Source organism: Paenibacillus urinalis (assembly GCF_028747985.1).
Lineage (GTDB): Bacteria > Bacillota > Bacilli > Paenibacillales > Paenibacillaceae > Paenibacillus > Paenibacillus urinalis.
Map to the genome: position 1 here is coordinate 707,124 of NZ_CP118108.1, position 15,929 is coordinate 723,052.

General features: G+C 48.4%; 14 protein-coding genes. All 14 read left to right on the forward strand.

Annotated features, from left to right (window positions below):
* The first annotated feature begins 13 nt into the window (after positions 1-13).
* The 14 genes from PUW25_RS03235 to PUW25_RS03300 all read left to right on the forward strand — a co-directional run bounded on the left by PUW25_RS03235 (position 14) and on the right by PUW25_RS03300 (position 15,850).
* The gene (locus PUW25_RS03235; protein WP_274338032.1) at positions 14-664 is read left to right on the forward strand and encodes a hypothetical protein; all 651 of its coding nucleotides are present in this window, start codon (positions 14-16) and stop codon (positions 662-664) included.
* A 255-nt stretch (positions 665-919) separates the two neighbouring features.
* A complete protein-coding gene (purM, locus tag PUW25_RS03240; protein ID WP_047912787.1) occupies positions 920-1,960 on the forward strand; it encodes a phosphoribosylformylglycinamidine cyclo-ligase in 1,041 nt (346 codons plus the stop codon).
* Complete coding sequence (gene purN, locus PUW25_RS03245) at positions 1,960-2,586, forward strand: phosphoribosylglycinamide formyltransferase (protein WP_047912788.1); 627 nt, start codon at positions 1,960-1,962, stop codon at positions 2,584-2,586. The genes purM and purN overlap by 1 nt, the downstream gene beginning before the upstream one ends.
* Before the next feature lie 130 nt (positions 2,587-2,716).
* Positions 2,717-4,264, forward strand: coding sequence for a bifunctional phosphoribosylaminoimidazolecarboxamide formyltransferase/IMP cyclohydrolase (gene purH / locus PUW25_RS03250; protein ID WP_047912789.1), 1,548 nt, complete (start codon positions 2,717-2,719; stop codon positions 4,262-4,264).
* Positions 4,265-4,473: 209 nt separating this feature from the next.
* A complete protein-coding gene (purD, locus tag PUW25_RS03255; RefSeq protein WP_047912790.1) occupies positions 4,474-5,748 on the forward strand; it encodes a phosphoribosylamine--glycine ligase in 1,275 nt (424 codons plus the stop codon).
* Between the two features lie 269 nt (positions 5,749-6,017).
* The gene (locus tag PUW25_RS03260) at positions 6,018-6,968 is read left to right on the forward strand and encodes a ring-cleaving dioxygenase (RefSeq protein WP_047912791.1); all 951 of its coding nucleotides are present in this window, start codon (positions 6,018-6,020) and stop codon (positions 6,966-6,968) included.
* Positions 6,965-7,582, forward strand: a complete 618-nt coding sequence (locus PUW25_RS03265; protein WP_047912792.1) for an alpha/beta hydrolase — start codon at positions 6,965-6,967, stop codon at positions 7,580-7,582. The genes PUW25_RS03260 and PUW25_RS03265 overlap by 4 nt, the downstream gene beginning before the upstream one ends.
* Before the next feature lie 475 nt (positions 7,583-8,057).
* Positions 8,058-8,861, forward strand: a complete 804-nt coding sequence (locus tag PUW25_RS03270; RefSeq protein WP_052512105.1) for a lipase family protein — start codon at positions 8,058-8,060, stop codon at positions 8,859-8,861.
* Positions 8,862-8,864: 3 nt separating this feature from the next.
* On the forward strand, positions 8,865-9,677 hold the full coding sequence (locus PUW25_RS03275; RefSeq protein ID WP_047912793.1) for a hypothetical protein: 813 nt from the start codon (positions 8,865-8,867) through the stop codon (positions 9,675-9,677).
* Positions 9,677-10,837 (forward strand): hypothetical protein, encoded by a 1,161-nt coding sequence (locus PUW25_RS03280; RefSeq protein ID WP_047912794.1) that lies wholly within the window; start codon positions 9,677-9,679, stop codon positions 10,835-10,837. The genes PUW25_RS03275 and PUW25_RS03280 overlap by 1 nt, the downstream gene beginning before the upstream one ends.
* 191 nt (positions 10,838-11,028) lie before the next feature.
* Positions 11,029-11,460, forward strand: a complete 432-nt coding sequence (locus PUW25_RS03285; protein WP_047912795.1) for an NUDIX hydrolase — start codon at positions 11,029-11,031, stop codon at positions 11,458-11,460.
* Positions 11,461-11,824: 364 nt separating this feature from the next.
* Positions 11,825-12,301, forward strand: a complete 477-nt coding sequence (locus tag PUW25_RS03290) for a hypothetical protein (protein WP_047912796.1) — start codon at positions 11,825-11,827, stop codon at positions 12,299-12,301.
* A gap of 523 nt (positions 12,302-12,824) precedes the next feature.
* Entirely contained in the window at positions 12,825-14,282 is a 1,458-nt protein-coding gene (locus tag PUW25_RS03295; RefSeq protein ID WP_274338264.1) for a glycoside hydrolase family 1 protein, read from the forward strand.
* 137 nt (positions 14,283-14,419) lie between these two features.
* Positions 14,420-15,850 (forward strand): glycoside hydrolase family 1 protein, encoded by a 1,431-nt coding sequence (locus tag PUW25_RS03300; RefSeq protein ID WP_274338033.1) that lies wholly within the window; start codon positions 14,420-14,422, stop codon positions 15,848-15,850.
* Positions 15,851-15,929: the final 79 nt, after the last annotated feature.

Genomic DNA, 15,929 nt, shown 5'->3' on the forward strand with positions numbered 1-15,929 from the left:
AACTCATTGCTCCATGAAGAGCCGCCCTACATTTGCGACGCAAACAGGGGATGGCTCTGATGGAGCAAGGCGCGCAGCGCCAAAGGCACCGCAGTGGACCCGGCACATTTGCCGAAGGCAAACAGCAAGAGGTCCCAGCGGAGCCACCACGCGCAGCGTGTCAAAGAGCTTCCCCGCGAGCCCCAGCGCATCTGCCGAAGGCAGACAGCGGGAAGGCTCAAGGGAAGCAAGGCGCGCAGCGCCAAGGACACCGCAGTGGACCCGGCACATTTGCCGAAGGCAAACAGCAGGAGGTCCCAGCGGAGCAGCCACGCGCAGCGTGCCAGAGAGCTTCCCCGCGAGCCCCAGCGCATCTGCCGAAGGCAGACAGCGGGAAGGCTCAGGGAAGCAAGGCGCGCAGCGCCAAGGGCACCGCAGTGGACCCGACACATTTGCCGAAGGCAAACAGCAGGAGGTCCCAGCGGAGCAGCCACGCGCAGCGTGTCAAAGAGCTTCCCCGCGAGCCCCAGCGCATCTGCCGAAGGCAGACAGCGGGAAGGCTCAAGGGAAGCAAGGCGCGCAGCGCCAAGGGCATCGCAATGGACCCGGCACATTTGCCGAAGGCAAACAGCAGGAGGTCCCAGCGGAGCAGCCACGCGCAGCGTGCCAGAGAGCTTCACCATGATCCCTACACATTTGCCGAAGGCAAACAGTGGGTAAGCTCGGGTGAAGCCCCTGCGCGCATAGCGCAATCAGCAGTAGAGCGTGTCTGCAAGACGAAAGCGAATCCCAGCACCACAGTAACCATAGCAGGATCCAACCAAACTCCGGTCCGCGAATCCATTTTGCGGGTGTCCAGAGGGGCCGCGGCCTCTTTGGGGTCCTCCCTGTCAGGGAGGATTTAGGAGGGTGAATTTATATTTGAGGGACGGTGACCAAGTTGTCAGAAGCATACAAAAATGCAGGCGTCGATATCGCGGCAGGCAACGAAGCGGTTGAGAAAATGAAGAAACACGTAAAACGTACATTTCGCCCTGAAGTTATGACCGATCTTGGCGGATTCGGTGCCTTGTTCGGATTGAACAAGGATAAATACGATGAGCCCGTACTCGTGTCTGGCACAGATGGTGTCGGAACGAAGCTGAAGATTGCATTTGCGATGGATCAGCATGATACGATCGGCATTGATGCAGTGGCCATGTGTGTGAACGACATTGTCGTACAAGGTGCAGAACCATTGTTCTTCCTCGACTATCTGGCATGTGACAAGGTCGTACCTGACAAGATCGAAGCGATTGTAGCCGGTATTGCTGAGGGATGTCATCAGGCTGGAGCTGCGTTGATCGGCGGAGAAACAGCCGAAATGCCAGGCATGTACAGTGAAGGGGAATACGATATTGCCGGCTTTACGGTAGGGGTCGTGGACAAAACGAAGATCATTAACGGCAGCACGATTGCACCTGGCGACACGGTGATCGGTCTTGCTTCCAGCGGCGTGCACAGCAACGGCTTCTCTCTGGTTCGCAAATTGCTGCTGGAGCAGTCGGGATACAGCTTGCAGGATGAGATTGCAGAGCTTGGCGGAACACTGGGCGGTACGCTGCTTACGCCGACCAAGATATATGTGAAGCCAGTCCTCGCACTTCTGGATGAAGTGAAAGTAAAAGGCATGGCGCATATTACAGGCGGTGGATTCATCGAGAACATTCCGCGGATGCTTCCTGAAGGCGTGAACGTGGACATCGATCATGGCTCTTGGCCGGTTCTGCCGATCTTCAAGCTGATGCAGGACAAAGGCAGCATCTCTAATCGCGATATGTTCACAACCTTCAATATGGGAATTGGTCTTGTCCTTGTTGTCAGTGAAGCGGATGCGGAGAACACACTCGCAGTCCTTCGTGCGAATGGTGAGGAAGCTTACACCATCGGCCGTGTGACCGAAGGCAGCGGAATCGTGACCTTTACAGGAGTGGAAGTCTAATGCCTGGCTATCGCATTGCCGTGTTTGCTTCGGGACAGGGCAGCAATTTTCAGGCATTGGTGGATGCTGCAGCGAGCGGTAAGCTGGATGCAACGATTGAGCTGTTAGTCAGTGATCGACCACAGGCTCCAGTAGTGGAGAAGGCGGAAGCCGCTGGAATTGAATGCCATGTGTTTAAGCCTAAAGAGTATGCTTCAAGAGAAGCCTACGAGCAGGAGATTGTCGCCAAGCTGGAGGAGCGCGAGATTGATCTTGTAGTCCTTGCCGGTTATATGCGGCTCTTAACCTCTGTTGTCGTTGACCGTTATGCAGGCAGGCTGATTAACATTCATCCTTCCCTGCTGCCCGCGTTTCCGGGTAAGGATGCCATTGGACAAGCTCTGGATTACGGAGTAAAGATGACGGGGATTACGGTGCACTTTGTGGACGGAGGAATGGACACAGGAGCTATTATAGCCCAGAGAGCCATTACGGTTTCACCGGAGGATACAACAGAGACACTTGCTGCTTCGATTCATGAATTGGAACGTGAGCTGTATCCAGAGGTCGTATCTTGGTTCACCAAAGGGCTTGTCACGCTGGATGGACGCAAAGTTACGATTGCGGAGAATGATGTCAGAAAGTAAGAGGCAGGATTCGGAAAAGTAACATTTTGCGATATTACTCATTTGTTCGCTGCAAGATATGATATTTCTCGGGAAATAAAACAACAATTTTTAGCACCAAAATGGGATGAACAAGAGGAGGATCTTAATCGTGGGTATTAAAAGAGCGCTGGTTAGCGTTTCGGATAAAACGGGTATCGTGGATTTTTGCCGTGAGCTGTCTAATTTGGGTGTGGAAATTATCTCGACAGGAGGAACAAGCAGCCTGCTGTCGAACGAAGGCGTTCCTGTGATCGGGATATCGGACGTAACCGGTTTTCCTGAAATTATGGATGGACGCGTCAAGACACTGCATCCTGCTGTGCACAGCGGACTGCTGGCAGTTAGAGACAATGCTGAGCATCAGCAGCAAATGAAAGATCTGGGTCTGGATTACATTGACCTCGTTGTCGTTAATTTGTATCCATTCCAAGAGACCATTGCGAAGCCGGGCGTTTCTTATGAGGACGCGATCGAAAATATCGACATCGGTGGTCCGACTATGCTTCGTTCTGCAGCCAAGAACCATGCTTTTGTCAGTGTGGTTGTCGATGCAGCCGACTATGAGCAGGTGCTTGCTGAAGTTCGTGAGAGCGGTGATACGACTCTTGAAACTCGTAAACAGCTTGCGGCAAAAGTTTTCCGTCATACGGCGGCTTATGATGCCCTTATTTCTGATTATCTGTCTAATGTCAACGGAGATCCACTACCAGAGCGCTACACCGTGACTTATGAAAAAATCCAGGATCTGCGCTATGGGGAGAACCCGCATCAGCAGGCTGCCTTCTACCGCAAACCGCTTGCACCGAACGGGACACTCACTACTGCAGAGCAATTGCATGGTAAAGAGCTGTCCTACAACAATATCAACGATGCGAACGCAGCACTGCAGATCGTGAAGGAATTTGATGCTCCAACTGTAGTCGCAGTTAAGCACATGAATCCTTGCGGCGTAGGTACAGGTGAGAATATCTATGAAGCCTACATGAAAGCCTACAATGCAGATCCAACTTCGATCTTTGGCGGCATTGTTGCAGCTAACCGGACAATTGACAGTGATACAGCTGTAAAGCTCAGTGAAATTTTCCTTGAGATCGTCCTTGCTCCGGACTTTACACCGGAAGCACTGGAAATCTTGACCAAAAAGAAAAATATCCGCTTGCTGAAAATGGGTGAGCTTGGCTCTGCGAAGGAGCGTACAAGCCAGTTTGTTGTCACTTCCATTGACGGGGGTATGGTCGTGCAGCAAAGTGACATTCACTCCATCGATGAAGGTGATCTTCAAGTTGTAACGGATCGTGCACCTTCTGCCGAAGAAATGAAGCAGCTGCTCTTTGGCTGGAAAGTTGTTAAGCATGTGAAATCCAATGCGATCGTGCTTGCAGCCGATGATATGACGGTGGGTGTAGGCGCTGGTCAGATGAACCGCGTCGGTGCAGCCAAGATTGCGCTTGAGCAAGCGGGAGACAAAGCCAAAGGGGCGGCGCTTGCATCTGATGCATTCTTCCCGATGGGCGATACGGTTGAACTTGCTGCAAAACACGGCATTACAGCCATCATCCAGCCTGGCGGATCGATCAAAGACGAGGAATCCATCAAGGCTGCGAATGAGCATGGCATTGCCATGGTCTTCACGGGCGTACGTCATTTCAAACACTAATCAATAGATAAACAATTGAATAGAGGATTCGAGCGTTATCTGCACAAAAGATCAAAAAGGGGATTTGAACGGACAAGCGGAGCGTGATCAGATCCTTATCTTTACCCAGAAAAAGAAGCTGAGGGCTTAGCGATAACTTGTCGCCGGTCCTCAGCTTTACACTAGATAGAAGCTTTTTTATAGGATGATATTAAGGAGGAACCTAACCTATGGATATTCTCGTCATTGGCGGCGGCGGCCGCGAGCATGCGATCGTATGGGCTTTGTCGAAATCGGAAAAGGCTGGCAAGATCTACTGTGCACCGGGAAATGCAGGAATCGGCCAGATTGCGGAGTGTGTGCCGATTGCAGTCAGCGAGTTCGAGCAGTTGACCGCTTTTGCGTTGGAAAAAGAAATCGGTTTGGTGGTCGTTGGACCGGATGATCCGTTGGCCGACGGAATTGTGGATGCATTCGAAGCGAAGGACATTCCTGTGTTTGGCCCACGCAAAAATGCGGCAGAAATCGAAGGCAGCAAAACATTCATGAAGGATCTGCTCCGGAAATACAGCATTCCTACGGCAGCCTACGAGAAGTTTGGTGACTATGAACAGGCGCTCGCTTATTTGCGCTCACGCACGGCTCCAATCGTCATCAAGGCCGATGGACTTGCTGCGGGCAAAGGGGTAACCGTAGCTTATACGATGGAAGAAGCCGAAGAGGCGCTGCGCAGTATGATGCTGGACAAGGTATTTGGCGATGCCGGTACTCAAGTCGTTATTGAAGAGTTTCTGGAAGGGCAGGAAATGTCCATTCTTGCATTTGTGGATGGAGAAACGGTTCGCTGCATGCCGGCAGCACAGGATCACAAGCCGGTGTATGATGGAGATAAAGGGCCGAATACAGGCGGAATGGGAACCTATTCTCCGCTTCCTCATATTGATCAAGCCATTATTGACAAGGCCATAGAATCCATAGTCATTCCTACCGCAAAGGCAATGGTAGAAGAAGGACGTCCATTCCGTGGAGTGCTGTTTGCCGGGCTGATGATATCTCCCGATGGAACACCAAAGACAATAGAGTTCAATGCACGTTTTGGAGATCCGGAAACGCAAGTCGTGCTCCCTAGGCTGAAGACCGATCTGCTCGAGATCTTCCTGGCCGCCGTCAACGGAACGCTGGCTGATATCGACATCGAGTGGAGTGAAGAAGCTGCCGTGTGTGTCGTCCAGGCATCGGGCGGCTACCCGGCTTCTTACCCTAAAGGAATTGTTATTTCAGGACTGGATGAGGTATCAAGCGGGGAGTCTGCGCTTGTATTCCATGCGGGAACGGCGAAGAACGAGGCGGGAGAATGGGTAACCAACGGTGGACGCGTACTGGGTATTGTCGGACGGGGTACCACTATTGAAGAAGCGAGAGCGGTAGCCTATGCAGCAGCGGAAGGCATTGATTTCGAAGGAAAGCATCAGCGGACCGATATTGCGGCCAAAGCACTGGTATAAGTTTCAACACAGGAATAACTAAACCATAACGGCTTTTTTGTATGCAGAACTTCATTATGGTTCATCATACAAAGAGGCCGTTTTTTTGTGTTGGAAAACAATAGAAAATCTCCTCTTGCAAATTCGTTGTGGAGGGTTTATGATAAGGACATAGAAATTATCTTAAATTTAAGATATTATAATTTGAAATGTTTTACAAAGCTTAGCAGCTCAGATATAGATTGGAAATGTATAAACCAAAATTCAATAATGGAGTGGAGGAAATTAACATGTTACAAACCGCAGGAATTCACCATATTACCGCTTTTGTGAGCGATGCTCAGCGCAATGTCGATTTTTATGCCGGCGTGCTCGGACTTCGCCTGGTGAAGAAGACCATTAACTTCGATGCACCGGAAGTATATCACTTCTACTTCGGAGATGAGAAAGGAAGTCCGGGTACAATCATCACCTTCTTCCCGCAGGCTGGTGCACGTAAAGGTGCTGTCGGAGGCGGGCAAACAGGAGTAACCGTATATGCAATTCCACCGGGCAGCATGGATTTTTGGAAGGAAAGACTGACCTCATTTGATATCCGTTTTGAAGAGAAACATCGTTTTGGCGAGAGCTATATTCGGTTTTTGGATAACGCAGGACTTGTCCTTGAGCTCGTTGAACGTGAGGCGGGGGATTTGAATACCTGGTCCTTCAATGGAGTTCCGTCAGATAAAGCGATCAAAGGCTTTGGCGGTTCTGTATTGTACAGTCTGGCTCCGGAGCAAACGATCCGGGTGCTCGAAAATTTCCTTGGGCTGACGAAAGTAGCTGAAGAGGAAGGATGGGTTCGTTTCGAAGGAACAGGAAATTTGGGTAATATTATTGATATCAACAAAGTAAAAATGGCTCCTGGACGCGGCGGCTCCGGAACAGTCCATCATATTGCATGGCGCGCCAAAGATTTCGAAGAACATGAAGCTTGGCGGAACATGGCCGTAGAGGCTGGACTTCATCCAACAGGCATCATTGACCGTCAATATTTTAACGCTGTATATCTCAGAGAACCGGGCGGCATCCTGTTTGAGATCGCCACAGACCCTCCTGGGTTCGCAAATGATGAAACACCTGATAAACTGGGTGAGAAGATCATGCTTCCATCCTGGTATGAGCCTCACCGTGAAGCAATCGAAGCAAATTTGCCGGACGTCATTGTCCGTAATATTGAAGGAGGAACTAAAGTATGAATATGAAGCATATCTATCGTGAAGGCAGCAACCCCTCAGCACCAACGATCCTATTGCTCCACGGCACAGGAGGAACAGAAACCGATCTTCTTCCGCTTGCAGAGCTGGTATCTCCAGAGTCAAGTGTACTTGGGGTGAGAGGAAACGTAAGCGAACACGGAATGCCCCGATTTTTCCGCCGTCTGGCTGAAGGGGTATTTGATATAGAGGATCTGATCTTCCGTACACGAGAGCTGCATGAATTCCTGGATGAAGCGGCAGAGCAGTACGGCTTTGACCGCCGCAATATCGTGGCCATCGGCTACTCTAACGGTGCCAATATTGCAGGCAGCCTGTTGTTCCATTACGCGGATTCGCTGCGTGGGGCGATACTTCACCATCCCATGGTACCTCTTCGGGACGCTGTGCTTCCGGATTTGGCAGGTGCTCCGGTATTTATTGCCGCAGGAAAAAACGACCCGATGTGCGCTCCGCAGGAATCGGAAGAGCTTGAAGAACTCCTTACCGGCGCCGGTGCCAACGTGAAGATGCATTGGGAGAATAACGGTCACCAGCTGAGCCGTAATGAAGTCATTGCCGCAGCTGCCTGGTTCAAGGTTCAATTCAAAGCTTAAAATATTAATCACATAAATGATGATGTTAAACCTGGCAATGCGGGGAATACGGAGTCAGTCACGATCATTGTGACTACTCGCGTATCCCCGTTTTTTTGCGGTATAGAAGCGGGGTTATTCCTGTCCACTTATTGAAGATTCTCGTAAAATCACTCTTCCGAGGAACAGCTCGAAGATCTCATTTGCAAACTGAATGCACTGGATCAATAACAAGCACCAATGATGTGAAGATGATCAACTTCATATTAGTTATAGAACATCGTCTATGTATAGACGGTGTTTTTTTATGTATCTTTAGCGTATCTTTAACGATTCTTTAGATTGGCTTGAACGTAAATTTAACGCGGGTCTGTAAGATATGAAATGTCAAGAAGTTATCCGAAATCAGAAAGGATGGAGATTATACGGATGTTCATTCAGTCCAATCCTGCCATTGTAATTCAGAGCATTGAGGTTCATTTGGGAGATCCCGGATATGTGTAGCTCGGTGTTTAACCACGACGAGGCAATGCGATGGGGAGGCTTCATCAAGTCCGTCTACAGTGCAGATCGAACAGTTAGTGATGCGAACGCACTCCTCGAGATTGAACTGCCGAACTGGAAGATCATCGCCGGGATTTCAATTGAGCCTTCTCTGTTCAAATCGCATTCCGAAGAATGGATTGGCTGCGTTATGGAATCCTTGACCGACCCTTCCCGCAAGGGAATTGTGTATCGGGGAACGGAGACAGAGCTGGAGTGGATTGATGATTTTGAATTCTTCCTGCTGTCCTACACGGAACCTGGAGGCGTTGGCAAGGTGGAAGAGGGATTCGCCAGAATGTACCGCTCCCTTAAGGTTCACCTGCTTGAAGGAGACAAATCCCTGCTCATGACAGAGTATACCCAGAATCTCCAAGCAAGCAGCCTGACTGTTGCGGGGCATAGCCTCGGTGGAGCATTGACTGTACTGACGGCGTATGCGGCCGCCTTTTGCGGGATGGAGACAGAGGTATACACCTTTGGTTCTCCCATGGTCGGAGATCGGACTTTTACGTCCGCCTATGAGAAGTTGGTCCCCAGTACATGGCGTATCTATAATGCGCCGGATATTGTGCCAAAGCTTCCTGCTAGTGAGCTTGGATTCGCTCAGCCGGAAGTCGGCATCCAGGTAAACTCCTTAGATATTCCTGGGAGCGGGCGAGGACTGGCCGAGTACCACAAGATGGATACGTACTTAATGTGTATTTCTCAGCAACAGACTAATGATTCAAACTCAAATAATGAGAAGGTGGGATAGGTTATGCCAATTTTTTATCCAGACAACGACAATAGAAAGAGAAGATTGATTGAACTCGCTACGGACACTGAAAATTTCTTATATGATGCAACAGCGAATTATAACGATTTTAAAGCTCTGTGTACTCAAGTCAATGCTCAAATCGTAAGTGTGTATCAGGAAGCCGGATTGAAGCAGCCGGATATCAGCCAGATTAATGTCATCAAGCAGGCAGATCCTTCTACGGATATTAACACGGAGGAGACGGTTGTTGCGATTGCAGAGGTCATTGTCGATGTAGCCGGGTTTATCGGTTCGGTTAAATATCTAGCTCCAGCGGCTACCAAGATGCTGGTCAGAGCAGGGCTTATGACAGAGGAAACGGCCGCTAAGGTCTTGACCAAATTTACGGTACCACTCATCGACAGAGAAGTAGAGATTACAGCGGGAGACCTGGCAGGGAGCATCCTCGGGGGGATCGCCGGAGGCGTTGCCGTTGCTGGAATTGATCTGGGTATCGATGCGATCGAAGGCTCCATTGCCAAAAACAAATTAAGAACAGGGCTGCATCAGATTTACCCGATGAGACAAACGGCAAAAATGTCACTTGATCAGACCAAAGAGCTGAAAAACTCCATTCAATCCGTGAAGACGACGCTGGATGCAATTACGGGTGCAGGCATCGAGCTGAATGAGCAGATCATCACCAATCTGATTACGAAAGACGTGCTGCCAAGTGTGCAAAAAGCACAGGCTATTACGCTTGATGTAGTCAACGCTGAACTGAGCGGACTGGACACTGACCGCAAATCCTGGACAAATGAGGATACGAATTAATGTCGATCTTTTTTCCGGACAATGATAAGCGGCAGGCGAGACTCATTGAGCTATCTTCGGATACACAAAGTTTCTTGAATCAATTGAAAAGTAACTATGCAGAATTTACGATACTGAGCCAGGATATTAACGCCAAGATTGCAGATCTATATATACAGCATGGCTTGGCTGTCCCCGATGTTACGAGCTTTGATATCCTGCAGGCAAGCGGAGCGGCACATGATGTCTCGACAGGCGATACGGCTGTAGGGATCACCAATATTTTAGTCGATGTAGCGAGCTTTCTTATCACCGTGCAATATCTTGCTCCAGGAGTAACCGCCGTGTTGGTCGATTCGGGCATCATGGCAGCGGAGACGGCTGCAACGGTGCTTGGCTCTGTCCTCGGCGTCGAGATAGCTGTCGGAACACTTGCAGGCGGACTCATTGCTGGAGTCATTGCGGCGGTTGTCGTTGTAGGTATCGGGCTAGCCATTGATGCGATCGAAGGGGCCATCCTAAGAAGCAAGCTGCGGCATGGTATACATCAGATGGATCAAGTGCGCGGTTCATTGAAGCTCTCTCTCGATAAAGCCAGTATCATGGTGGAGTCCATGAAGAGCATTCAGCGGGCTCTGGATTCTCTTCAGCAGAGCAATATTGAGATCAGTGATGCAGTTGTGCGCAATATTGTACAAAAAACAGTGGAGCCGGCTCTGGCCCAGGCCGATGCTGTGACACTGCAGAACGTCATTGCCGAGCTGAGTCAGCTCGATCACCAGCGTGGATCATGGACAGCAGAAGACGAAGTACCTTCGGAATCTCCTGGGCCTCATAAGGTCTTCTTGATAGCCAAAGCCCCTGAAAGTACACTGCCTGCTATTCCATCGGATTTGAAGCCGACATGCTTGGCTTCTCCAGATACGCTTCAACCGAATGCGATATATCCGATCATTAAATCGGACGGTTATACCTACTGGCCGCTGAGCTATATAGATAATCGGGTAGGAATGGCAGTCGTGGCGTTCGATCCAAGCGGACATCTGGTGAAGCGCTGGGATAAGATCGGGGCTAGATACATCGTGGACATTACGGCAGATCCAAACAGCAATTCAATGATCTTCCAAGGTCAGGCTAATCAATCGTTTAGCATGCCTTGGTCTGAGCTCGGTACGCTGTAATTGCGTAACTCGAATACAAAGCTATCATCATCGTATGTTTGCATATTTATCATTTTTATATTAAGCGGCACTCTTCTTCAATATTGAGAAGGGTGTCTTATTCTTTTGGGAAAGAACACTTGTTCCTGATATGGTTTAGATCTACAATAGGTTTATATTTCCAATCTTAATTGTAGGAAGAGGAATTAGAAATGCAAAGAAGGAATGTAGTCTACTCCTTAATTATGGATGATACCTGCTCTAAGGTGCTCATGGTTCAAAACATGGATAACGGACGCTGGTCACTGCCCGGCGGGGCGGTAGAAGCGAATGAAACATTGGAGCAAGCTGCAGTTAGAGAGGCAAGAGAAGAAACAGGCCTTTTCATACAAGTAGGAGAGCTTGTCGGGGTAAGTGAGTGCATTATTGAAAAGCGCGGAGAGCAAGTGCTGTTCTTTACTTTTCTAAGTGAAGTGATCGGAGGAGAACTGCAAATCACATCACCCGAGGAGATAGGGGAAATCGCCTGGATTAATATGGATCACGCTAATCAACTGATGCCAGTGCCTTCTTATCAAGGCGGACTTAAGGCGGCAGCTAGAGCGGATCGAGGAATAACATACATAGACGAAGGAACGGCTTAGGCGGCTTGAGGAACAGATGATTTAAATCTAGAATAGATTAGATTCTTTGGAGGAGACGGGATTACAATGAGTGTCTTTGCACAAGCACAGGACAATTTAAGAGCAGCAAATCAGATACTAGGTCGGTCCGAATCTATGAAGCCGTCGTGGATTATGGGGTCCGGACGCTGCCAGAGCTCAAGGCTTGGTATGGGCAGCATGTTCAGGAGGGGCTTACCTTCTGGAAACCCCGTAATTAGAAACTATAGATTATAACAGAACTTCTAATTCGCTCTAACGTCTAATGATATAGCCGATCTTCAAGCTGTGGTCAAGCATTGAAATAGGCTGGAACATATTATAAGGCAGAGGATGAAGAGACGAAATGAAGCCGACCGTAGCAGACATGATGAAGGCCTATGCTGAAGACGCTGTTGAGTTAGCTGAGAAGCTGGGTCAGAAGCTTGATTACAGTGAAGATAGCATCAAGAGCCTGGAAGGGATATTACAACGCTATCATGAAGAATTGCCCCGAGGTGTGAGAAAGATATTTAGAAGGGGCCCTTCAGAACACGAGAAGATTCAGATGTCCAAGGCTTGGGGCGGTTATTTGGGAGAAACGATCATCAAACACTTGGGGGGAGAATGGCAGCAAAGCAGTGTATCGGAGGATACGATTGCTCTTGTCGTGAGCAAGGTGATTAACGGAGAAGACTATCCTCATGAGATCTATCCTCCATCTAAGGTATACCGCAGAATAATAAACGGTCCGGAGGACAATGTTTGGCATTATTACCTTGTGCTCAAAGAGGACTTGAGCTGTGATCCAGCCCAGTCAGCCGAGTCATGTCAAGAACTCTGAAAGAGAAGCAAATAGGATCCTGAGGAGAAATGACGGATTCATTCTTATGGAATCTCTCCTGAAGGAGGGGCTGTTAATAGTCTGATGCCTAAGCTGTGCCTATGGCTTGAAACAAACGATTGTTTGCTCTTATAATGATCTAAATGATAGCTTGGTCAGTATACATTCGGAGTAAAGTAGATAATGACAGCTATAGGCACAGCAACAATTGATGGCATCTCAGTGACCAAGTTGATTTTATATTTGCACTGTGTTACGCTTACATTACATGACAACCACATATTTTAGAAGCATCGTTTAATGGATTGTTACTGCTTATGACAGGCAAAACCTAAACTGATGGTGAAATGACAGGCTCCTTGGCGGAGTGTGCTTTTACCTTGAGTTTAGGTTTTTTTTGTTTTCTGACCTCGGATGACAGCCGGCGTATTCGGGAGTCTACCTACGAAAACAATCAAGCCTGTGTACTTTATCTATATTTCGAAATTTCTATATTTAAATCATAGAAGAGAGGTTGTTAATGATGACATTAGCCAAAAAAGGATTTCCGGAAAATTTCTTATGGGGCGGAGCAACCGCAGCGAACCAGCTTGAGGGAGGCTATAACCTAGGTGGCAAAGGTCTCTCCACCGCAGACATGATTGCCCATGTTCCTAAGGAGCTTCGTAAAGGTGGCCATGCCATGGATATTACTTCGGACCGAATAGAACAGATCCTCGCTGGAGAGATTGAAGAGCGTTTTCCCAAGCGTCATGGAATTGACTTCTATCACCGTTTCAAGGAAGATATCGCTCTATTTGCCGAGATGGGCTTCAAGGTATTCCGGATGTCTATTCACTGGTCCCGTATTTTCCCGAATGGCTATGATGAAGTACCGAACGAGGAAGGCCTGAAATTTTATGATGAGGTATTTGATGAACTGCTTAAATACGGCATTGAGCCGCTCGTAACGCTGTCACACTATGAAACACCGCTGGGTCTTACTCAAAAGTATAACGGATGGGCCGGACGTGAAGTCATCGACCATTATGTGAGATACGCAGAGACGGTATTCACGCGTTATAAAGACAAGGTGAAATACTGGCTGACATTTAACGAGATTAATGTCATGCTGATCAGCCCATATACGGGCGGCGGTATTCTGGTGGACAAGGTGGATAACAAGCTCCAAACGGCCTTCCAAGCACTGCATCATCAGTTTGTGGCGAGTGCCTTGGTGACGAAGCTGGCCCATGAGATTATTCCAGGCTCCCAAGTAGGCTGCATGCTGGCTCGTATGGAGACCTATCCGAAGACCTGCAATCCAGAGGATGTAAGACTGGCTCAGCAGGAAAATCAAATCAACCTGTTCTTTACTGATGTCCATGCTCGTGGTAAGTATCCAAATTACATGGCACGATACTTTGAAGAGAATAACGTGGTTATCGAGCGCCAGCCGGGCGATGATGAAATTCTGATCAACAATACAGTGGATTTTATTTCGTTCAGCTATTACATGAGTGTAACGAAATCAGCATCTGCGGATGAGGAAGAGGTAGCTGGCAATCTGGCTGGCGGCGTGAAGAATCCTTATCTTGAGGCTTCCGACTGGGGCTGGGAGATCGATCCAATTGGGCTTCGAGTTACACTGAACACGCTATGGGATCGTTACAATAAACCGCTCTTTATCGTAGAAAATGGACTAGGCGCATATGACAAGATCGAAGAGGACGGCTCCATTCATGATACGTACCGGATGGATTACCTTAGAAAGCATATTGAGCAGATGAATGAAGCAATTAATGACGGTGTAGACCTGATGGGCTTCACAAGCTGGGGACCGATCGACCTGGTCAGCATGTCTACATCTGAAATGTCCAAGCGTTATGGTTTTATTTATGTTGATCTGGATGATGCAGGCAACGGAACACTTGAGCGCTTGAAGAAGGACTCCTTTGAATGGTTCAAGAATGTTATCGCCTCTAACGGAGAAGTGCTTTAAGAGAGATACGCAGTGCTAGAGCTGTTGCATTACTGCTCTGATACGGTTTCGATAACAGATTATTTCGTCAGTGGATGAGAGAATGAACAGCCCGGCTTCTGTGCAGGATATAACAATCGAGAGAGGGCTGAACAAATATGACGACTTCATTTCCGAAAGACTTCCTATGGGGCGGCGCTGTAGCCGCCAATCAGCTGGAAGGAGCATATAATCAAGATGGTAAGGGACTGTCTGTTCAAGACGTGCTGCCAAAGGGTATTGCAGCGCCGAGAACAGAAGAACCGACTTCAGACAACTTGAAGCTCGTAGGGATTGATTTTTATAACCGATACAAAGAGGACGTCAAGCTGTTTGCTGAAATGGGCTTCAAGGTATTCCGTACATCGATTGCCTGGTCGCGGATTTTCCCGCAAGGGGATGAGCTTGAGCCGAATGAGAAAGGGTTGCAGTTCTATGATGACTTGTTTGACGAGTGCTTGAAGTATGGTATTGAGCCGCTGGTCACCATCTCTCACTATGAGACGCCACTGCATCTGTCGAAGACATATAACGGCTGGGTTAACCGCAAAATGATTGGATTCTACGAGCGTTATGTCAGAACACTGTTTGCCCGTTACAAAGGAAAAGTGAAATACTGGCTGACCTTTAATGAGATCAACTCTATTCTGGAGGAGCCGTTTATGAGCGGAGGCATCTTTACTCCGAAGGAGCAGCTCTCCAAGCAGGATTTGTATCAGGCGATCCATCATGAGCTGGTAGCCAGTGCCTTAGCCGTGAAGATCGGACATGAGATGATGCCAGAGGCCAAAATCGGCTGTATGGTCCTCAGTATGCCGACTTATCCGCTCACGCCGAACCCGGATGATGTGGTTAAAGCGATGCATGCAGAGCAAAGAAATGATCTGTTCGCCGATGTGCATGCCCGCGGCTATTATCCTAAATATATCAATCGTTATTTCAAGGAGAACAATATTAGCATTCAATTCGAAGATGATGATGCTGAAATATTGAAGCACACGGTGGATTTCATATCCTTCAGTTATTATGTGAGCATTTGCGAAACAGCCGATCCTGACAAGCGGAATGAAGGTAAAGGCAATTTGTTCGCAGGTGTGCAAAACCCTTATCTGAAAGCGAGCGAATGGGGATGGCAGATCGATCCTCAAGGTCTTCGTGTTACACTCAATAAATATTATGACCGTTATCAGAAGCCATTGTTCATTGTTGAGAATGGACTTGGGGCTATTGATGAGCTTGTTACGGACGAGCAGGGGAATAAGACCGTGATTGACGATTACCGAATTCAGTATTTGAATGACCATCTGTTTGAGGTGGGCAAAGCGATCGAGGATGGAGTCGAGGTTATGGGCTACACCTCCTGGGGATGTATTGATCTGGTCAGCGCGTCTACAGCGGAGATGAAGAAACGATACGGCTTCATCTATGTAGACCGTAACAATGACGGAACAGGCAGTCTCGAGCGGTATAAGAAGAAATCATTTGATTGGTATAAAGAAGTTATTGGTACAAATGGAGCGAGTCTTACAGATCCGGCTGCCAAAAAGTAATTAACGAATAGTGGCACCTTCGGGAATGTTAAACGCTTTCATAAATCCGTTGTCATTTGGCTGTTGATATGGTAAGATA